Origin of the sequence: Micrococcus sp. 116 (assembly GCF_902506395.1) — a bacterium.
GTDB classification, from domain to species: domain Bacteria; phylum Actinomycetota; class Actinomycetes; order Actinomycetales; family Micrococcaceae; genus Micrococcus; species Micrococcus luteus.
This window is the reverse complement of sequence record NZ_LR732370.1, coordinates 2,136,757-2,156,835: the sequence shown is the minus strand read 5'-3', so window position 1 is coordinate 2,156,835 and position 20,079 is coordinate 2,136,757. Positions and strand designations below refer to the sequence as shown.

The following is a 20,079-nucleotide window of genomic DNA, read 5'->3' as shown; positions in this document are numbered from 1 at the left end:
GACCGGATCGAGCTGGGCAGGTGAACGGTGCGGCCGGCTGGGCAGGTCCTGAAGGCCGGCTTCTCCCTGGGCGCGGTAGCGGGCGACCCAAGTGGCCACCGTGGGCCGGCTCACCCGGAACTCGGCGGCCACGTGTGCCTGCGGGATCCCGTCGTGCAGGTGGCGGTGGACCATCCTGAGACGGCCGGTCGGGGTCAGGGGTGCGTTAGCGTGAGTCATGAGTGGGTCTTCTCGGGCAGGTCGGTGGTGTAGGAACTTCCATCCTGCGGGAGAGGCCCACTCGTCTCATCTCAGCCCGGTACCCATGTCAAGAACCTCNGCCCCAGAGTCATTGGACGGAACGCGGGCACGGCGGACTCCTCACTGTGGCGGACGACACGACGACGGGTTCCACCCAAGCACCGTGCCCGCGTTCCGTCCAATGACTCTGGGGCAGGTCACTGACGTGCGTGAGTCATCGGTGCGAGGCGACCCGGGGCGGCCGGGAGAGGTGGGCGCGGGGAGGACCCGGGGCCGCGGGCAGAGGCTGTCAACTTCGCCGTCCCCAGATCCGAGCACCTTGTCCACAGGAGTTGTCCACAGATGTGGAGGGTGTGGACGACGGTGTGGATAGGCGTGTACCAGGCGGTGTGATGAGGGCGCAAACGAGGGTGCTGTCAAGTCCCGTGGCCGGGGCGAAAGGGGAGTGGAGAATCTTCCTCCACAGCGCTGGGGATCGCATCGTCCCAGGTCAGAACTGGATTCTGAGACTGGCCGCGCGGTTGTCCCCAGCGCGGTCCCCAGGCGATCCACACGACACGCCGCCGAATCCACACGTTGTCCACAAGGCCTGTGGGAAACGCGGTTGCCCAGCCTCCACGGCGCGCGTAGTGTCGCGTGGTATCCCCAACGCGAGGGCGGGTATTGGCCGCAGGTGACCACTGACAGGCGCGCATCCGCTCGGACCGTCGCCCCGGGGACCGTCGCACCGTCCGCCTGCAGGAGGGTGCGGCGGCACGGGCGGTGACAACAGAGGAATCAGGGCCGGGAAGACCGGCGAGGGCCGCCGTCGTGCGGGCTGTGGGAAGGGAGTCTCCGGACGTTGACTGAGAACTACGGAGACTCGGGCTCCTACGACGGCGGCCGTTCCTCTGAACGCTTCCTGCCGCCCCAGGACCTGGAGGCGGAGCGCTCGGTGCTGGGCGGCATGATGCTCTCCAAGGACGCGATCGCGGACGTGGTGGAGCTGCTGCGCGGCCACGACTTCTACCGGCCGAGCCACGAGATGATCTACGAGGCGATCATCGACCTCTACGGCCGCGGTGAGCCCGCGGACGCCGTCACCGTGGCGGACCTGCTGAACAAGCGCCAGGAGCTCAGCCGCGTGGGCGGCCCCGCCGTGCTGCACGAGCTCATCCAGTCCGTGCCCACGGCCGCCAACGCGAGCTTCTATGCGGAGATCGTGGCGGAGAAGGCCGTCCTGCGGCGCCTCGTGACCGCCGGCACCAAGATCACCCAGCTGGGGTATCAGGGCGACGGCGAGGTCGAGGAGATCGTCAACGAGGCGCAGTCCGAGATCTACAAGGTGGCGGAGAACCGCCAGTCCGAGGACTACGTGCGCCTCGCGGAGATCATGGAGCACGCCGTCGACGAGATCGAGGCGGCCGGCAACCAGGGGGAGGGCCTGACGGGCGTCCCCACCGACTTCTACGACTTCGACGAGCTGACGCAGGGCCTGCACGGCGGGCAGATGATCGTGATCGCGGCGCGCCCCGCCGTCGGCAAGTCCACGCTCGCGCTGGACTTCGCGCGGGCCGCGGCCATCCACCACAACATGGCCACCGTGTTCTTCAGCCTCGAGATGGGCAAGAACGAGATCGCCATGAGGCTCCTGAGCGCCGAGGCGACGATCGCACTCCAGGACCTGCGCAAGGGCACCATCCGGGACGACCAGTGGTCCAAGATCGCCGCGACCGTGGGGCGGCTGAACGAGGCGCCGTTCTTCATCGACGACTCCCCGAACATGACCATGATGGAGATCCGCGCCAAGTGCCGGCGCCTCAAGCAGAAGAACAACCTCAAGATGGTGGTGCTCGACTACCTGCAGCTCATGAGCTCGGGCAAGAAAGTCGAGTCCCGTCAGCAGGAGGTGGCCGAGTTCTCCCGTGCCCTCAAGCTGCTGGCCAAGGAGCTCGACGTGCCGGTGATCGCGTTGAGCCAGTTGAACCGTGGGTCCGAGCAGCGCACGGACAAGCGGCCGCAGGTGTCCGACCTGCGTGAGTCCGGGTCGATCGAGCAGGACGCAGACATGGTGATCCTGCTGCACCGTGAGGACGTGTACGACAAGGAGTCCCCCCGCGCCGGCGAGGCGGACCTGATCGTGGCCAAGCACCGCAACGGGCCCACGAAGACCATTGTGGTGGGGTTCCAGGGGCACTACTCTCGGTTCAGCAACCTCGCCAACGATGGTGGGAGTGGAGGAGCATTCTGATTAATTATGGCCATTTCTATGGACCTCATGAAGGTGTCCACATTTGGTTCCGTGGAGGCAAGTGATGACTCCCTTCTGAGGAAAAGCTTTCAGAATCACCCTGCATATACTTCCATTAAGGAAATGGACTCATTCCTCGTTGCCGGGCGCAAGGGGTCAGGTAAGACTGCAATATTTATGCGGCTTATTGAAGAGGCTGAGACAGATGACGACATTCAAGTAATTGCACATACATTCGATGATTACCCCTGGCCGCACCATGAGCGACAGGCGGTGGAGGGGGTGCCGGCCGAGCGCAGGTACCTGCAGAGCTGGATATATTTCATCCTCATTGGAGTTGCTCGACTTGTGCTAAAGGACGTTCAGACGGAGCGACTAGATGAAGAGCAATTCAACAATTATGAGCGAATGAGGGCGTTTGTCCAGGACGCCTACGGCAAGACTAATCCTGATTTCTCCCAAGTTTTCCAGCCGCTTAAAAAGAAGTTTCGCCTAGATCTTCTTTTCAAGCCAACCCCCGTCGTTGAGGCCGGCATTAAAGAGGTTGAGCCCAGGGAGCTCCCTGTCTACTTCAGTCAGGTAAACAAGGAGATGATGGGGGCATTGATTTCGATCCTAAATCAGGACAAAAAGTACTTTGTTTGCTTTGACGAGATCGATTTGGGATTCGACTCCTCTAGTCGGGAGCATTCGGACCGACTCGCCGGCCTCTTGCTCGCGGCGCGCGAGGTATTCCGTACGGCGCGGAGGGCCGGAAAACATCTAAATCCGGTCGTTTTTATGCGGTCCGATATCCTCAATGACCTGGACTTTGAGGATAAGAATAAGATTACCTCCGAGCTGACCTCCTATGTCATGTGGAACGAGGATGACCAGTTTAACCTACGTCAGCTAATGGAGGCGCGATTTGGTGCACTGGATGGCGGCGATTCCGTTCTTGTCGATTGGAGAAAGGTCTTCGACGAGGGGCAGAAAATCGGACAGCAGAGTAAGTACTCCTATATTCTTCAGCGAACAATGATGAGGCCTCGAGATATCATCAAATATTGCAATATGACTCTCGCCGAGTACAAAAAGGGCAGTAGTCGCGGAAATATTTTCTCCAATGAGCATGTACTCGGTGCCCGCTCGGCCTATTCGAGCTACCTCAAGGGCGAGATTTCGGACGAAATTAAGCGTCACTTCGATCATGGGGAGAAGTTGTTTGACCTTATTAGGTCTATTGGTTACGAAAAGTTCACCCTGGATGACCTTAAGGGGGCGATTGAATCAAAGGGTTATGGGAGTCTCTTCTCTGCAGACGATGCAATTGAAGTAATGTTTGATTTTTCCATAGTTGGATACACGAAGACGGGTGGCGCCCGTGCGGGGTCGACGTCGGTCATGAAATACAAAGATCCCGAGGCCACCTTGGATCGCTCCAAAGTTCGCTTCTTCGTTCACCCGGGACTGAAGGAGGCCCTGTCCCTGAAGGGCGAGTATAAGAAGTCTGAGTAATTGATGGGTAATTTTCCTTGAAAATCCGATAATCTCACATGATTTGCAGGACTTGTGTGGGTGGTGTGCGCGGGGCGGTGAGTAGGGAGGGTGGCCGGGTGATCGTGGGTTGTCGTGGGGCCAGCGACCGCACCTATGTTGGCACTCGTGAGGAGGTCTGTCATCGTCTTGTATTGAGGGTTCCTACCCGGGAGGCCGGCTGGCTCAATGGGGCACCTTAGGGATTTCCGTTTTTTCATTCGTCTCGGGGAGCATGTTATTAATTCCGCAGAAGACTAAGCCTGGCCGCCTACAGTTCGATCGCGTGATCGGAGGCTAACTGTTGTGGGTCATGAGGTTCTTGCCACGGGGTACGGGCTGAGATGAGACGAGTGGGCCTCTCCCGCAGGATGGAAGTTCCTCAACAACCCACCTGCCAGAAGAGACCCGCTCATGACTCACGCTAACGCACCCCTGACCCCCACCGGCCGTCTCAGGATGGTCCACCGCCACCTGCACGACGGGATCCCGCAGGCATACGTGGCCGCCGAGTTCCGGGTGAGCCGGCCCACGGTGGCCACCTGGGTGGCCCGCTACCGCGCCCAGGGAGAAGCCGGCCTTCAGGACCTGCCCAGCCGGCCGCACCGTTCACCTGCCCAGCTCGATCCGGTCTTGGTCGCCCAGATCCACGCCCTGCGGCGGGAGCGCAAGTGGTCCGCACGGCGCATCCATCACCACCTCGTCTCCGAAGGCCACCAGCTGTGCCTCCGAACGGTGGGGAGGTGGCTGCACCGGCTGGGCATCTCCCGGTTGCCAGACCTCGCGCCCACGGGTGAGGACCTGCGCCAACGACCGCAGAAGATCACCGCCCGCGGCCCGGGGCACATGGTGCACCTGGACGTGAAGAAGATCGGGCGCATCCCTGACGGGGGAGGCTGGCGTGCTCACGGAAGGGACTGCGAGAACAGCGAGCGGCCAAGCGCGGGCCTGGCCGGCGGGTCGGCTACACCTACCTGCACTCGGCGATCGACGGGTTCACCCGCCTGGCCTACACCGAAGCCTTGCCCGATGAGCGGGCAGCTACGACCGTGAGCTTCTTCTGCCGGGCGAGGGCGTTCTTCGCCGCGCACGGCATCACCGTGGACCGGGTGATCACGGACAACGGGTCCAATTATCGGGCCGCGGAGTTCACCATGAAGGTGGTCTCGCTCGGGAGCCGGCATCACCGGATCCGACCCTACACCCCGCGTCATAACAGGAAGGTGGAGAGGTACAACCGGCTGATGATCGATGAGATCCTCTACGCCCGCCCTTACGGCTCAGAACAGGCCCGGCGTGAGGCCTTGGCGGTGTGGGTGAACCACTACAACTACCATCGGCCTCATACCTCCTGCGGGGACGCCCCGCCGGCCTCGTTGGCCCCGGCCCGAGTCAACAACGTCATGCCCTCCTACAGCTAACCCTGCGACGCGGCGGAGGTGGTTCAGTGCTGCGGTCCGTCGTTGCCTGTCGAGTGAACGAAGGGGGGGCGCCTCCAGGGGGTGCGCACGAGGACGTTGTATTCACCTTCAACACGACGCTGACCGTGTCCCAGTCCGAGCAAAATGATGCAATTGCCTGCCGGATGGTTCTACGGGGACCCATACCTCTCACCCGGTGGCGTCGATGCATGTATGCGGGAGACGTTGCGGACGAGGTCGTCGCCGTGCCGGCCGATGCGCAGGCGTGAGCCGAGGTGGTCGGGTGCATGAGCGCCGGGAGTGCCGGCTAATCGAGGCTACTTCCGGATAGCCCGCTGGGCGACTTGCGGCAATAGCTGTCCAACCTGCTTGAGTCCCTCCGGGCCAGCGACGGCAGCGATGCCGACGGCGCCCACCGTAGTGGCCACCATGCCGAGCCCCGTGAGGATGACCTTCCCGTTCACCTGGTGCAATGCGGCGATAAAACGGCGATTGTCCTCTTCTTTTTCGCTGGCGAGGCGAATGAGGTCATCCGCCATTGCCATGAGGTGTTCCTTCTCCTGCCGCGTCACATCGGGCTTCGCAAGTTCTCTCTCGATGATGTCCATCTTCTTTCTCAGAAGATAGTCGCGTGTGCTGCCACCTTCCCGGTTTGCGTCAAGCGCATCTTTCGACTGGGCGCGCACTGTGTCTAGCAGTTCACGTAGGGCAGACGGCAAGTCAACAGCGTCCTTGAGGTAAAGGTGCCAGTCCTCCGGGTCCAGACGACCGTGTGAACGCGCGCCGGCGGAAGTCTTCGGCTGCTGCTTGCTGCGCTGCTCTGTCATGCCTTCAGGATGCCCCAGCGTCGGTTGATCTGTGAAGCAGGAGGTCGGTGGCTGTAACCACGTCCGGTCCCAGCGTCATCATGGAGCCATGACGCATGAACAGACGCCGGCTCGCCTGGACGCGGCCGTCCAGGCTGCGGCGCACGCCCTGGACCACGGCCCGGTGTACGAGCTGCAGCTTACCGGGGACGGCGGCCCGGAACGGGGCGTGGCGGCCTGGGCGGACGAGGCCGGGCCGATCCCTGACGCCCCGGGACTCTATGCCGTCTACGCGAAGGACCTGGAGCGGGTCCGCCGGGCGCTCGGGCCTGACGTGCCGGTGGGTGAAGACGGGCTGCTGTACATCGGGAAGGCCGAGAGGAGGCTGGCCGAGCGGGACGTGGCGCAGCACTTCGGCACCGGGAAGACCAGCCGCTCCACCGTTCGCAGGACGTTCGCAGCCCTGCTGGAGCACTCCGTCCTGCTCTGGCCGGTGCCGCGTGCGGGGAAGAAGCGATCCAGCAAGGGCCCGGCGACCTTCGCACTGAGCGAGCGGTCGGAGGAGGCGTTGACCCGCTGGATGGTTGAGTACCTCGTGCTGCGCATCTGGGTCCGTGACACGCCCGTCAGCCTCGGCGAGGTAGAGAAACAGCTGATCCAGGAGTGGGCGCCGCCCCTGAACCTCACCCACGCCGGTGCACGCCCGCACATCAAGGCGGCGCGGGCCTGGATGGTCGCCCTGGCCGATGCACAGCAGGAGGCTGCGCCGCCGGCGGGGTGGTCTCCGACGTCGGTGGGAGACCTCTTCCGTGTGCGCCCTGACCAGTACGGGCTCCGTGGGGATGCGGGCCTGTGGACCGAACTTCGGGTGCGGTTCACGAATCAGCCCATGCCGGCGGCGCGCGCCGAGCTGAAGAGCCTCGTCGACGAGGCGATCGAGGAGATCCTCGTAGAAGCCACCCCATACGACCGGGGCAGCGTGCACATGGACCGTTACAACGTGGGCGGCATGAGCCAGGGACTGGTTCACCGCCCGTGGTGGAGGGAGACCGGCGTGCCGCTGATCCTCGAGCGCTGGGAGGCGTGGGCGGCGGCGCGCACGGCTGAGTGACGAGCACAGATCCCGGCTTACAGCCGGGCCCCCTGACGGGTTCGAGGGGCCCGACATGCCGCTACCTGCCCGCCCGGGGGTTCCTCTGGTGTTCCTCTCACCTCATCCCCTTCACCTCCCGCTTGAGGATCTTCCTCGTCGCCGTCTTAGGGAGCCTGTCCATCACCACGACGCTGCGCAGGTACACGTCCATGCCGCCGCGGAGGCGCACCTCGTCCAGGTTCTCGACGTCGTCGGGGTGCAGGTTGAGCAGCCCTCGAAGGAAGCGCCCGCCATGACACTGACACCATGACTTACAATTGTCACTGTGAACTGGTTTTCTGATGATCTGACGGCCACCCTCGACGCCCTCCGCGCGCGTCGTGGCGACACCACCTCGGTCGAGGTCAAGCGGGCCACGGGCGGCGTCCCTTCCATGCCGGAGACGCTCTGCGCCTTCGCCAACATGCCCGACGGTGGAACCGTCATCTGCGGCGTCGACGAGGCGCACGGCGAGTTCCGCGTGGTGGGCGTGCCCGACGTCGCCGTGCTGGAGGCGGGGCTCGTGGCCCAGGCGCGCGAGGCCGTCACGCCCAGTCCGACCCTCCTGCCCCAGGTCTTCCGCCTGGACGGGAAGGACGTGCTCGTCGCCCACGTGGTGCCCCTGCGCCTCACGGACCGGCCCGCAACGGTGCGAGGGCAGGCCTATCTCCGCCAGTCCGACGGCGACTACGTGATGCACGCGCACGAGCTGCGCATGATGGAGGTCGCCCAGCTCCACGCCGAAGAGCGCGTGGACTACGACGTCAAGCCCGTCACCGGGATGAGCGAGGAGGACCTGGTCCCCGAGCTCGTGACCGACTACGTGGCGGCCGTGCGCGAGCGGGACCGCCGCCTCCGTGACCGCACGCACCAGGAGATCCTCCGCCAGACCAACGTCCTCACCGCCGCCGGGGAGCCCACCCTGGCCGGCCTCTACGCCCTCGGCGACTACCCGCAGGGCCGCTATCCGGGGCTCACCGTCACCGCCGCCGTCCAGGTGCGCGGGGGAGAGGGGCAGGCGCGCAGCCGCAACCTCACGGACTTCACCGGCCCCGTCCCCGTGCTGCTCGACGAGGTGATGGCCTGGGTGCGCCAGAACCTTGGGACCGAGCACGTGTACCGCCCCGACGGTCAGCTCGAGCGGCGCCCCGAGCTCCCGCTCGCCGCCGTCCGTGAGCTCCTCGGCAACGCCCTCGTGCACCGCGACCTCGGCCCCGACACCCTCGGTGCGGGCAAGGCCATCCAGGTGCGGCTCACAGACCGGGCCCTGTTCATCCAGAGCCCGGGCGGGCTCCGCGGAGTGTCACTCACCCAGCTCGAAAGTGACGAACACGCCCAGGCCGCCGTCAATCAGCGGCTGTACCAGATCGCCAAGAAGCTCACGACGCCGGACGGCGCCTCCGTCATCGAGGGCGAGGGCGGCGGCATCCACGAGGTGTTCCGGTCCGCTCGTCAGTGGGGGCTGGGCCGGCCCCAGCTCATCGACACGGGGGTCCAGTTCAAGGCCCTCCTCTGGCGGCCGCGGCCCGAGGGGGCCGTGGCGAGTCGGCAGGAGCCGGCTGTGGAGGTCGCCACGACGTCCCCCGCGGAGGTGACGCCCGGGGCGAAGGCCGGGACACCGTCGTCGGCCGTGCCGCCCAGCTCCGCGCCCACCCGCCACGAGGGGCGCGTCCTCGGTGCCCTGGCCGCGGGGGAGGCGGTGGGCATCCGCGACCTGGAGGAGGCCACCATGCTGACCGCGCGGCAGATCCGCTACGCGCTCCGCCAGCCGCTGCTCGACGGGCTGGTGGAGATGACCGGCGGTCAGGGCCACAAGGACACCCGGTACCGACTGGTGTCGGCCAGAGGGGCGGGAGACCGACACTGCCGCTTTTGAGAGCCCCCATTGGCGGTCGACTGTGAGTCTGAAGTGTCAATCTGTCGATGTGGATCCGTCCCATGAGCAGAATGAGATCCTATGCCGCACTCTGATCCGGTTCCCGAGCCGTTCGTCCTGACTCTTGGGTCGGTGCTCGCCGCCGCTGGCCTCGACCCGCACGACGTCCTCGCCATCCGCCACACCTACAAGGCGTCGGGGCTGCCATCGCGGGCGGCAGCCACACCGGAGCGGGTGCTCGCCTACACGCGGGAGCAGCACCACCTGGGGAAGTTCCCGAAGGAGCCTGCCCGCCACTGGCTGATCTTCATGGGGGAGGGCGGGCGTCGTTCTCGCCTCATCGCCGTGTACGAGAACCGCGGGGAGGCCGTGGCTGAGCGCACGGAGCGGTACCGGTACTACGACGTTGCGCCGGTGCCGCTGCTGGCCTCCCTCGAGGAGCGCCTGGTGGTGGAGTGGTCCGCAGACCCCGTGAACTGGGCCAAGCGCGGCCCCCTGGCGGCGCGGTTCCCCGTCCTGGAGATCGCCGACCCCACCACCGAGGCGTTCCCCGGCTTCGACCACGTGCTGCTCAGCTACGGGGACCTGCAGTCAATGGTGACCGAGACCCGCTATGCCGGCTGGCGCACTGCCCTTGAGGCCGTACGCGGGATCTACCTGATCGCCGACGAGACCGCGGGCCAGTGCTACGTCGGCAAGGCCGACGGTGAGCGTGGTGTGCTCGGCCGGTGGGAGGCCTACGCCCGTGACGGGCATGGCGGGAACGTCGCCCTCCGGGATGCCCTGGAGCTCGACCCCGCCCAACCGGAGCGGTACACGTTCAGCCTGTTGCGCGTGTTCGGCTCCAATACCCCGCCGGCCCAGATCGACGCCGCGGAGAAGCACTACAAGGAGGCTTTGATGACGCGCCGGTTCGGACTGAACCGGAACTGAACGGACGTCGTCGTCCTGGGGGAGAGAGCGAAGGGCAGACGGGAGGGGGGATGGATTGCCCCCGCCGAGCCTTGGGGAGGAGGGCAAGTGCGCCCTCCAGGCACAGCAGCCATCGCTGAGTTCCTCGAATATGACTGCCCACGAGCACACGGGGCATCCGCAAGCCGCCCGCATTGATGTCGCCGCGCGGGCCGACGTCGTCGAGGCGGGCGGGCCAGGTCTGATGGGTGTGAACGGCCTCCCCGGAACCGGCAAGACGACGATGCTCCGGGACATCCTGGCGTCCAACGTTGTCGAACGAGCACGCCGATTGTCGGCGTGTGAGAACCCACTCGACGCCCTCACCGAACGCACCCATGAGTGGACCGGCGAGGACAGGATGCGACGACGGGCGCGCGAACTCCGGCCTGAGGTGGCCGGCCTCGAAAGGGTGGTGGCCTCGGCGAACAACGCGGCCGTGGAGAACCTCTCCGAGGAGATTCCACAGCGGAGCGCCATCAAGGACAGCCGGAACGTGGATGCGGACTACTTCGCCTGCCTGTCCACCGCCGCCTTGGGCGGAAGCGGCGGGGAAGAGGACGCCCTGGGTGAGGACAGCTTGACGTCGGAGCAGCCGGGCGCCTCGGGCCTGGCCACTGCGCCGATGGCAACGGCACCGACTCCGCCCCGCTCCGCGCGCAGGCGGCCGACGAGGGGGTAGTGCTGCTCGGGGTTCTTCTGGAGGGGCCGGACCGGCCCGGACCGGCCCGGGGCGCACGGGGCGCACGGGGCCGGCCGGACCGACCTACGGACCGGACGGCTCAGCCCTGGGCCGACTCGACGTCCTCGTCGACCCAGTCGCGGGAGCGTTCCACGGCCTTCTTCCACAGCCGCAGGGCGCGCTCAACCTCCTCCTCGTCCGTGGTGGGCTCCCAGCGCTTGTCCTCTTCCCAGTTGGCCACGAGCTCGTCCTGGGACGCCCAGAACCCCACCGCCAGGCCTGCGGCGTAGGCGGCGCCGAGAGCGGTGGTCTCGATGACCTTGGGGCGCACGACGGGCACGCGCAGCAGGTCCGCCTGGAACTGCATGAGCAGCTCGTTGGCGACCATGCCACCGTCGACCTTCAGTTCGGTCAGGTCCACGCCGGAGTCCGCGTTCATGGCGTCCAGGACCTCGCGGCTCTGGAAGGCGGTGGCCTCGAGCGCCGCGCGGGCGATGTGCCCCTTGTTGACGTAACGGGTCATGCCCACCATGACGCCGCGGGCCGCGGCGTCCCAGTGCGGGGCGAAGAGGCCGGAGAACGCGGGGACGAAGTACACGCCGCCGTTGTCCTCCACGCCGGCGGCCAGGGTCTCGACCTCCGGGGCGCTGGCGATCATCCCGAGGTTGTCACGCAGCCACTGGATCAGCGAGCCGGTGACGGCGATCGAGCCCTCCAGCGCGTACACCGGCTTCTGGTCGCCAATGCGGTACGCCACCGTGGTGAGCAGGCCGTTGTCCGAGTGCACCGGCTCCTCGCCGGTGTTGATCAGCATGAAGTTGCCGGTGCCGTACGTGTTCTTGGCCTGGCCGACCTCGAAGCACGCCTGGCCGAAGGTCGCCGCGTGCTGGTCGCCCAGGATGCCGGTGATCGGCGTCTCGCGCAGCAGCTGCTGGCCGGATACGGTGCCCACCTCGGCGGAGGAGCTGACGATCTCCGGGAGCATGGACATCGGGATGCCCATGTCCGCGCAGATCTCCTCGTTCCAGTCGAGGGTGTCCAGGTTCATCAGCATGGTGCGGGAGGCGTTGGTGACGTCGGTGACGTGCCGGCCGCCCTCGCCGCCGCCGGTGAGATTCCACACGAGCCACGAGTCCGTGGTGCCGAAGATGAGGTCGCCGTTCTCGGCGGCCTCCCGGGCACCGTCCACGTTCTCCAGAATCCAGGCCACCTTGGGGCCGGAGAAGTACGTGGCCAGGGGCAGCCCGACGCGCTCCTTGTAGCGGTCCGCGCCGACGTCGCCGGCGAGGCGCTCGCAGAGGTGGTCGGTGCGGGTGTCCTGCCACACGATGGCGTTGTACACCGGCTTGCCGGTGTTGCGGTCCCACACCACGGTGGTCTCACGCTGGTTCGTGATGCCCACGGCGGCGACGTCGTGTCGGGTCACCTCGGCGCGGGCCAGGGCCTCGCCGATGACCTCGCGGGTGTTCGTCCAGATCTCCACTGGGTCGTGCTCCACCCAGCCGGCGCGCGGGAAGATCTGCTCGTGTTCGCGCTGACCAGTGGACACGATGGCCCCACTGTGGTCGAAGAGGATCGCGCGCGTGGACGTGGTGCCCTGGTCGATGGCCATCACGTAGCGGGGGGTGGTCATGTCCTACTCCTTCGGAGGTGGTCACGGGGGTGTGGGGGTGGCGGGCACGTTCCCGCAGGGGAACGTGCCCGCCGGGGTTGGACGGGCAGACCGCTCAGACGAACAGAGGCGCGGCGAGGCCGGCCAGGACGGCGCCGACGAGCGGGCCGACGATCGGCACCCAGGCGTAGCCCCAGTCCGAGCCGCCCTTGTGCCGGATCGGCGCGACGGCGTGGAACAGGCGGGGGCCCAGGTCGCGCGCCGGGTTGATGGCGTACCCCGTGGGGCCGCCCAGGCTCGCGCCGATCGCGACGACGAGCAGGGCCACCGCGAGCGGGCCGAGCCCGGAGGGGGTGGAGCCGAAGAGCAGGATCACGAACACCAGGACGAACGTGGCGATCACCTCGGTGACCATGTTCCACAGCGGGTTGCGGATCTCGGGGCCTGTGGCGAAGGTGCCCAGGATCGAGCCCTGGTCCGTCTCCGCCTGGTAGTGGTCGCGGTAGGCCAGCCAGGCCAGGGCCGCGCCGAGGAAGGCGCCGATCAGCTGCGCCGCGAAGTACGCGAGCGTGGTGCCGAGGGTCACGGCGATGCCGGGGGCGTACTCCTCGGCGCCGCTGACGAGCAGGCCGACGGTCACGGCGGGGTTCAGGTGCGCACCGGTCGCGGCAGCGACGTAGACGCCCGCGAAGACGCCCAGCCCCCAGCCGAAGCTGATGAGCAGCCAGCCTCCGCCGTTGCCCTTGGTCTTCGTCAGGACGACGTTGGCGACGACGCCGACGCCGAGCAGGAGGAGGATGGCCGTGCCGGCGATCTCATGCAGGAAGATCGTGCCCATGGACGGGCTCCTTTCAGGGGGTGGGGGCGGCGTCGGCGGCCGCGAGCGCGGCGGCGGCGGTGACGTCGTCGTGGGCGGTCTCGCCGCGGAGGCGGGCGGCGACGAGGTCCTTGTACGCCCGGATCTCACCGGCGATGCGCTCTTCATCCCAGCCCAGCTCGGGGGCCACGAGGGACGCGATCTCCTCGGCCGCCGCGACGCCGCGGTCGCGGACCTCGGTTGACAGGCGCGTGCGGCGCTCGATGACGTCGTCCAGGTGGACGACGCCCTCGGCTCGGGCCGCGTAGACGATCTCGGCGCGCAGGTAGCGCGGCGCCTCGGCGAGAGGGACGCTCAGGGACGGGTCGCCGTCGATCAGGTCGAGCACATGGCGCAGGACGGTGCCGTAACGGAACAGGAGCCGGTCCACGCGGGCCTCGTCCAGGCCGTAGTCGGCGGCGATGCGGTCCGCCTCCGCCTCGATCTCCGAGTAGCCGAGGCCGCCGAGCACGGGGATGCGCTCGGTGAGGCTGGGACGGGTCGGGTGGGTCTCGCGCACCACGAAGTCCACGACGTCCTCGGCCATGGCCCGGTACGTGGTCCACTTGCCGCCGGCCACGGCGGTGAGGCCGGGGGCCACCTCGGTGACGGTGTGCTCACGGGAGATCTTGGTGGAGCCGCCGTCGGATCCGGTGACCGGCTGCAGGAGCGGGCGCAGGCCGGCGTACGTGGCGATCACGTCGTCACGCGTGAGGTCCTCCTTCAGCACCGCGTTGGCGTGCTCGAGGATGTAGTCGATGTCGTCCGCGGTGGTGGCCGGATGGGCCACGTCCTCCGCCCACGGGGTGTCCGTGGTGCCGATCACCCAGTACTCGTCCCACGGGATGAGGAACAGCACGGACTTCTCCGTCTTGGTGATCACGCCGGTGGCGGCGTCGGCGCGGATGCGGTCGCGCGGGACGGTGATGTGGGCGCCCTTGGAGGCGAGCACCTCGAGGCCGCCGTCGGCCCCGGCCAGCTCCTGCTGCTCCTGGGTCCACACGCCCCCGGCCAGGATGACGGCGCGCGCGTGCACGTCGAACTCCTCGCCGGAGGTCTCCTCGCGGACACGCACGCCCTGCACACGGCCGTCGTCGCCGCGCAGGTAGCCGGTGACGGCGGTGTAGTTGGCGGCCACGGCGCCGTGGTCCACGGCGGATCGCACGAGCATCATGGCCAGGCGGGCGTCGTCGAACTGGGCGTCGGCGTACTCCACCGCGCCGACGATCTTCTCGTCGTCGAGGGAGGGGAAGGTCGCGGCCATGGAGCGGCGGCTGAGATGGCGGTGCGCGCCCATCGCGCGGCGGCGGCCGAGCGACTGCATGGCGTCGTACATGGTGACGCCGGCGCCGATGAAGCCGCGGTCGATCACCTTGTGGAAGAACGGGAAGACGAAGCGCAGGGGACGCACCAGGTGGGGCGCGGTCTGGGTGAGCAGCAGGTCGCGCTCCCGCAGCGCCTCGTACACCAGCTTGACGTCCAGCATCTCGAGGTAGCGCAGGCCACCGTGCATGAGGCGGGAGGAGCGGGACGAGGTCCCGGAGGCCCAGTCGCGGGCCTCGACGATGCCCACGTCGAGGCCGCGGGTGGCCGCGTCGAACGCGGCGCCCACGCCGGTGGAGCCGCCGCCCACGACCAGGATGTCGAGGGGGGCCTCCGGGCTGGTGGCCCGGAGGCGGGCGAGGTGGTCCTCCCGCGTGGCGGCGGAGAGGGGGACGGTTCGCAGGGTCGGCATGGGGGGTTGCTCCTTTATCAGTGGAGGCACAGTGTAGTGGCGTGGCTCACGATACCCAGTATCAGCACGAGCCGAGGTCCATGATGTCACTCCCGGGCCGCGGGTATGCACGCGTCGGGTACGGTCTCGCGGAACCCGAGCCGCTCGAACAGCGGCACGTCGGCGCGCGTGGAGGTGGCTCGTCCCACACGCTCCTCGGGCTGTGGCACCTCACCCTGTTCCGCTGGAACGAGGGCGGAGCGCCTCGGGTGACGCGTGCCCTCGGGTGAGGCCCCGCCCCTACACTCCGACCATGGACATCACCGTCGGCGCCGTCGGCCGCGCCTCGCTCTCGGACTGGGAGCAGGAATGCTGCGGTGACTCGATCGCCGTGGGGGAAGTCCACGAGCTGATCCTGCTGCCCTCCCGGGGAGTGAGTCAGGCTGGGCCCCTGGCCTCTGCAGGCTGGGTCGTCACCCATCACGACGACGGCAGCCCCGCCGGGTCGATCCCGTTGCGTCGTGTGCGGGCCGTGGTGAGGGCGGCACACGAGGTGTGGCCCTCGGGGCGGCTCGCCGAGATCGACCGCGTCCCCGGCCACGCTGACCTGACGATCCTTGAGCCGGAGGAGGCCACCGGCCTCGGCATGGGGGAGGTCGTCTACGTCGGCGCCTACGAGCCGGTGCTCCCCGAGACTCCCCGCCCTGACGAGTGGCTTCTCGACCTGGAGATCCTCGAGGACCTCGGTCCGCACACCTGGTGAGCCTCGCGAGTCCACCCCCTCACGGTGTCGAGCTACATGGGGTGAGCGTAGAAGTCCGTTCGGCGGCACGGATTGCGCCCGACACGCCGACCTCGGTGCGCATGGATGCGAACGTTCACATCACTGCATCCCCCACGCCTCTCCACGATGCGCAGGTGGGGGATTTCTCTTTCGCCACGGGGCCCGAGGCGGTTCTTCCGGAGCTGACGTTGCCTTCGCCGTCATAGATGGCCCCCCCACCTCCCCGGTCGCTCGCGAGCATCGCGTAGACGAGGGTGTCCGTCCACTCGCCCTTGCTCCACCAGTTCTGGCGGTGGTGTGCCTCTCGACGCATACCGAGCGTCTCGGCCAGTCGGGCGGACGCCGTGTTGCGGGCATCCATCTGTGCCACCACCCGGTGCAGGCCAGACGTCTCGAACCCCAGGTCCAGCAGCGCAGCCGCGGCCTCCCGGGCGAAGCCCTGACCAGCATGCCGCGGATCCAGAGCCCAGCCGATCTCCGCGACACCGCGCTCGCGGTCCGTCAGCCACAGGATCACGTCACCCACGGGGACGCCCGCGTGCTCCACCACCAGGGACGCCGCCCCGGACGGGCCGCCGAGGTCGTCCCACGTGATCCGCTTGGCCAGCTTCGCCCGCGCGGTCGCCTCGTCCCAGGGCTCGTCCAGCAGGTGGTGCACCACCTCGGGCTGCGTGTACATCTCCTGCAACCAGCCGCGGTCGTCCTCCCGGTGCGGCCGCAGCGTCAGCCGCGCGGTGGGCAACGGCCAGTCAGGGGCGCGGCCGCCCGCAGCCGCGCCCTCCTTGCGCCCCGCCGGGGGTGTGACGTCCGCGTCGGCCGGGACCGGCGTCGTCGTGCCGGACGCCCAGTCCTGGCGCAACATTGCGTAGGCCACGGACGCGAGCGGCTCGCCGCCGTCCACGGGCCAGCCGCGCCGGTAGTGCGCCTCCTTGACCCAGCCGGCCCGGCGGAAGGTGCGCAGCATGGGGACGTTGTCCTCGCGGGTCTGGCCCTCGAAGCGGTCCACCGCGGGCATCGTCTCGAAGACGCGCCGGGTGAGCGCGGTGAGGATCTGCGCGCCGAGCCCGCGCCCGCGGAACCGCTCCGCCACGCGCAGGTCGAACAAGGGGGTGGGGTCCGTGAGGTCCTCCAGGCGCACCACGCCGACGCGGCCGTGCTCGGGATGCTCGATCCAGAAGGTGCGGTGGTCCTCATCCTCCCAGGCGCCGCCATCGACGGCCTTCTCCGCCTCCGGCCGGGTGACGCGCGGGCGCGTGTGGAACGGCCACGCGTTCTCGGTGAGCAGGGCGACGAGCGCGTCCCGGTCGGCGCCTGCCGGGTCGAGTGGAGTGAAGGTGACGTCCATGGGGCCGAGAGTAGGGGAGGGGACGTCACCGCCGCCCGTTGCCGTGACCCCATGGCCACGCCCCTCCTCGACCTCGCGGCGCACCGCGCGAGGAAGCCCGGGACGCGCAGGCCGAGATCGGCTGGACCATAGCCCAGGCCCACGCCGGCCGGGGCCGCGCCACCGAGCTGGCCTGTGCCCTGTTGGACCTCGCCTTCGCAGGCCTCGGCGTCCGACCCGTGGAGGCTCACGCCTTCGCGGACAACGCGCCCATCCTGCGCGTGATGGAGAAGGTCGGCCTGCGCCACGAGGGCACCTTCAAGGAGGAGTCACTGCACCGCACCCGCGGCTGGGTGGACGGCGTCACTTACGCGATGCTCGCCTCGGAGCATCGGGCCCGGGGCAGACGGCTTTCCACCTCACGACGCCCAGAAGTACGCAACTCTCTAGACATAACGTTGCGTAAGGTGGCGGCATGAGCAACGATCCGCGCCCGACCCCGTGGGCCGTCGGCTGGGAAGAGCGCCCCTGGGCCGCGGGCCCGGATGACGCCGGCGTCCTCACTCGGCGCGCTCGCGTGCGTGCAGCAGGCCCATATCGAGCCGCGCTCCCAGCCCGCATCGCCCGACTCGGGCTCGACCTGCCCTCTGATCTGGCGACCGAGGTCGAGGAGGCGACGGCCGCCGTCGTGCGCTTCGATGCTGAGATCAGCCACGCCCTCCCGGGGCTCACGGGAGAGATCGCCCCGATCGACGCGGTGCTCCTGCGCACTGAGTCCGCGTCCTCCTCGCAGATCGAGCACATCACCGCGGGCGCGCGAGCCCTCGCCCTGGCGACTCTCGGCGAACGCACCCGCCCGAACGCAACGCTCGTGGCGGCGAACGTGAGGGCCATGGGCGCTGCTTCCCGGCTGGCCGCCGACCTCGACGAGCCCGCCCTGCTGGCCGCCCATCGTGCCCTCATGGACGGTCAGGAGCATGCCCGGCCGGGTGCCTACCGCGATGCGCAGGGGTGGATCGGGGGCGGGGCGCCCACGCCGCACACGGCGCAGTTCGTCCCGCCCCATCCGGAGCGCCTGCGTGCCGGGATGGACGATCTCTTCGCCTATCTGCGCCGCACGGACGTACCCGCCCTCGTGCAGGCCGCCATCGCGCACGCCCAGTTCGAGACCATCCACCCGTTCGCGGACGGCAACGGCCGCACCGGGCGCGTCCTCGTGCACGCCGTGTTGCATCGGGCCGGCGCGATCACCCGTATGGGGGTGCCCCTCTCCGCGGGACTCCTCACGGACACGGCCGGATACTTCGACGCCCTCACCGCCTACCGCGACGGCGACCCCGCGCCCATCGTGCGCCGCTTCGCGCAGGCCGCCCTGGCCGCCGTCGGCAACGGCCGAGAGCTCGTCGCGGACCTGGACGAGGCCCTGACCGGCTGGCGCGAGCGGCTCACCGCCCGGCGGGACGCGGCGGTCTGGCGGGCGCTCGCGGTGATCATCGCGCAACCCGCCGTGACCGTGGACCACCTGGCCCAGGTGCTGGGTGTCTCGCGCCCGGCCACCCAGCGGGCCGTGGACCAGCTTGTCGAGGCCGGTGTGCTGCAGCCGGTCTCCAGCCAGCGTCGGAACCGGGTGTGGCTGGCCACCGAGGTGCTCGCCTGTCTGGACGAGTTCGCCGCGCGTGCGGGCCGGCGGGGTTGACGGGGGCGGTCTACAGGGTTGACCAGCCTCAGTGCCGTATGGAGTGCCCCGGCCATGGTCAGGCGAACACACGAGGTGAGGCCCGCGGGATGACTCGCGGTCCGTCAGCCACAGGATCACGTCCCCACGGGCATGCCCACGTTCCCCACCACCAGAGACACCGATCCGCCAGGGCCAGCCGAGGTCGTCCTCCCGGTGTGGGCGCAGCGTCAGGCGCGCGGTGCGCAACGGCCAGTCACAGGCGCGCGGTGCGCAACGGCCAGTCAGGGGCGGGGCCGCCCGCAACCGCGCCCTCCCCGCGCTCCACCCGGGACGTCGACGTCGGCTGGGTGCCACGCTTCGACGTCGACGTGCTGGAGGCCGCCCTGCGGCCCGTCCACGAGCGGCCCCGGTGGGAGGAATGGGGGCAGATCGCCGCGCCAACCCTGCTGATCACCGGGGAGAACGGGTACGTGCCCGCCGGAGAGCTGGACGAGATGCGGCGTCGGCGCCCGGATGTGCGGCACGTGCAGGTGCCCGGCGCGGGGCACGACGTGCACCTGGACGCGCCGGAGCGGGTGGCGGAGCTCGTGCGGGGGTTCGCGGCCTGATTGCTCTGGGGCAGGATCACCTCATGGACCACAAGCAGATCCTCCACGACGGGCTGCGCCGCCAGCGTGCGGCCCTCCTGCAGAAGCTCGAGGGCCTCAGCGAGCGCGACGCCCGCCTGCCGCGCACTCCCACCGGCACCAACCTGCTGGGACTGGTCAAGCACGCCGCCGTCGTCGAGCTGGAGTACTTCGGCGAGACGTTCGACCGCCCCGCGGAGGTGCAGCTGCCCTGGGCGGCGGCGGGGCAGTCGGAGGAGGACAACGTGGACATGTTCGCCGCCGAGGGGGAGTCCCTCGAGGACGTCCTCGAGTTCGCCCGCCGCTGCTTCGCACACGCGGACGCGACCATCACGGCCCTCGGCGCCGACGCCCACGGGCGGGTGGCGTGGTGGCCCGACGACAAGGCGGAGGTCACGCTCGCGCAGATCATCGCGCACGTCGCCCTGGACGAGGCCCGGCACGCCGGCCACGCGGACATCCTGCGGGAGCAGATCGACGGGCAGGCCGGCCTGCGCGCCCCGGGGAACAACCTGCCCGTGTGGGGCGCCGACCGCTGGGCCGCCCACGTGGACCGTCTGACCGCCATCGCGGAGGGGAGCGGCGGGCCGGGCCGGAACTGAAGGCACATGCCTCCCGTTCCGCCGCTGGGC

The 20,079-nt window shown here is 68.6% G+C and carries 16 protein-coding genes and 2 pseudogenes; 12 read left to right on the top strand and 6 right to left on the bottom strand.

Features of this window, described 5'->3' with window-relative positions:
- Positions 1-219 (bottom strand): helix-turn-helix domain-containing protein (locus CITRIK5_RS10095; protein WP_145992809.1); only part of this gene is annotated, 219 nt, incomplete at its 3' end.
- Positions 220-1,081: 862 nt separating this feature from the next.
- On the opposite strand from CITRIK5_RS10095, the gene dnaB reads away from it, so the two are divergent.
- The 3 genes and pseudogenes from dnaB to CITRIK5_RS10080 all read left to right on the top strand — a co-directional run bounded on the left by dnaB (position 1,082) and on the right by CITRIK5_RS10080 (position 5,406).
- Complete coding sequence (gene dnaB / locus CITRIK5_RS10090) at positions 1,082-2,470, top strand: replicative DNA helicase (RefSeq protein WP_370462596.1); 1,389 nt, start codon at positions 1,082-1,084, stop codon at positions 2,468-2,470.
- Between the two features lie 18 nt (positions 2,471-2,488).
- Positions 2,489-3,967, top strand: coding sequence for a P-loop ATPase, Sll1717 family (locus CITRIK5_RS10085; protein ID WP_159833609.1), 1,479 nt, complete (start codon positions 2,489-2,491; stop codon positions 3,965-3,967).
- Positions 3,968-4,399: 432 nt separating this feature from the next.
- A pseudogene (locus CITRIK5_RS10080) lies at positions 4,400-5,406 on the top strand (IS481 family transposase).
- A gap of 317 nt (positions 5,407-5,723) precedes the next feature.
- Here the strand turns inward: CITRIK5_RS10080 and CITRIK5_RS10075 are convergent.
- Positions 5,724-6,233 (bottom strand): hypothetical protein, encoded by a 510-nt coding sequence (locus CITRIK5_RS10075; protein WP_129866852.1) that lies wholly within the window; start codon positions 6,231-6,233, stop codon positions 5,724-5,726.
- A 31-nt stretch (positions 6,234-6,264) separates the two neighbouring features.
- Between CITRIK5_RS10075 and CITRIK5_RS10070 the strand changes: the two genes are divergently transcribed.
- The 4 genes from CITRIK5_RS10070 (at position 6,265) to CITRIK5_RS10055 (ending at position 10,853) form a co-directional block, all read left to right on the top strand.
- A complete protein-coding gene (locus CITRIK5_RS10070) occupies positions 6,265-7,323 on the top strand; it encodes a GIY-YIG nuclease family protein (protein ID WP_159833607.1) in 1,059 nt (352 codons plus the stop codon).
- Positions 7,324-7,630: 307 nt separating this feature from the next.
- A complete protein-coding gene (locus tag CITRIK5_RS10065; protein ID WP_236557176.1) occupies positions 7,631-9,220 on the top strand; it encodes an ATP-binding protein in 1,590 nt (529 codons plus the stop codon).
- Positions 9,221-9,301: 81 nt separating this feature from the next.
- Positions 9,302-10,153 carry a GIY-YIG nuclease family protein gene (locus CITRIK5_RS10060; protein ID WP_135101295.1) on the top strand — a complete coding sequence of 284 codons (852 nt, stop codon included), beginning with the start codon at positions 9,302-9,304 and terminating at the stop codon, positions 10,151-10,153.
- A 130-nt stretch (positions 10,154-10,283) separates the two neighbouring features.
- The gene (locus tag CITRIK5_RS10055) at positions 10,284-10,853 is read left to right on the top strand and encodes a hypothetical protein (RefSeq protein WP_233437087.1); all 570 of its coding nucleotides are present in this window, start codon (positions 10,284-10,286) and stop codon (positions 10,851-10,853) included.
- Positions 10,854-10,953: 100 nt separating this feature from the next.
- On the opposite strand, the gene glpK is transcribed toward CITRIK5_RS10055, so the two are convergent.
- The 3 genes from glpK to CITRIK5_RS10040 all read right to left on the bottom strand — a co-directional run bounded on the left by glpK (position 10,954) and on the right by CITRIK5_RS10040 (position 15,056).
- A complete protein-coding gene (gene glpK, locus CITRIK5_RS10050) occupies positions 10,954-12,486 on the bottom strand; it encodes a glycerol kinase GlpK (protein WP_044659371.1) in 1,533 nt (510 codons plus the stop codon).
- Positions 12,487-12,580: 94 nt separating this feature from the next.
- Positions 12,581-13,303: an MIP/aquaporin family protein gene (locus CITRIK5_RS10045; protein ID WP_134377329.1), complete on the bottom strand. Its 723-nt coding sequence runs from the start codon at positions 13,301-13,303 to the stop codon at positions 12,581-12,583.
- A gap of 13 nt (positions 13,304-13,316) precedes the next feature.
- Complete coding sequence (locus CITRIK5_RS10040; RefSeq protein WP_134377328.1) at positions 13,317-15,056, bottom strand: glycerol-3-phosphate dehydrogenase/oxidase; 1,740 nt, start codon at positions 15,054-15,056, stop codon at positions 13,317-13,319.
- 292 nt (positions 15,057-15,348) lie between these two features.
- Here CITRIK5_RS10040 and CITRIK5_RS10035 point away from each other — a divergent pair, with 292 nt between their 5' ends.
- A complete protein-coding gene (locus CITRIK5_RS10035; protein ID WP_123243980.1) occupies positions 15,349-15,798 on the top strand; it encodes a hypothetical protein in 450 nt (149 codons plus the stop codon).
- Positions 15,799-15,913: 115 nt separating this feature from the next.
- On the opposite strand, the gene CITRIK5_RS12455 is transcribed toward CITRIK5_RS10035, so the two are convergent.
- A complete protein-coding gene (locus CITRIK5_RS12455) occupies positions 15,914-17,164 on the bottom strand; it encodes a GNAT family N-acetyltransferase (protein WP_310735467.1) in 1,251 nt (416 codons plus the stop codon).
- Between the two features lie 110 nt (positions 17,165-17,274).
- On the opposite strand from CITRIK5_RS12455, the pseudogene CITRIK5_RS10025 reads away from it, so the two are divergent.
- The 4 genes and pseudogenes from CITRIK5_RS10025 to CITRIK5_RS10010 form a co-directional block, all read left to right on the top strand.
- Positions 17,275-17,622 (top strand): annotated as a pseudogene (locus tag CITRIK5_RS10025) (GNAT family N-acetyltransferase); the annotation flags it as partial.
- Complete coding sequence (locus CITRIK5_RS10020; protein WP_043275864.1) at positions 17,619-18,839, top strand: Fic family protein; 1,221 nt, start codon at positions 17,619-17,621, stop codon at positions 18,837-18,839. The pseudogene CITRIK5_RS10025 and the gene CITRIK5_RS10020, both read left to right, overlap by 4 nt.
- A gap of 248 nt (positions 18,840-19,087) precedes the next feature.
- Positions 19,088-19,429: an alpha/beta fold hydrolase gene (locus tag CITRIK5_RS10015; protein WP_063189451.1), complete on the top strand. Its 342-nt coding sequence runs from the start codon at positions 19,088-19,090 to the stop codon at positions 19,427-19,429.
- A 23-nt stretch (positions 19,430-19,452) separates the two neighbouring features.
- Positions 19,453-20,049, top strand: a complete 597-nt coding sequence (locus CITRIK5_RS10010) for a DinB family protein (protein ID WP_020621621.1) — start codon at positions 19,453-19,455, stop codon at positions 20,047-20,049.
- The last annotated feature ends 30 nt before the right edge of the window (positions 20,050-20,079 follow it).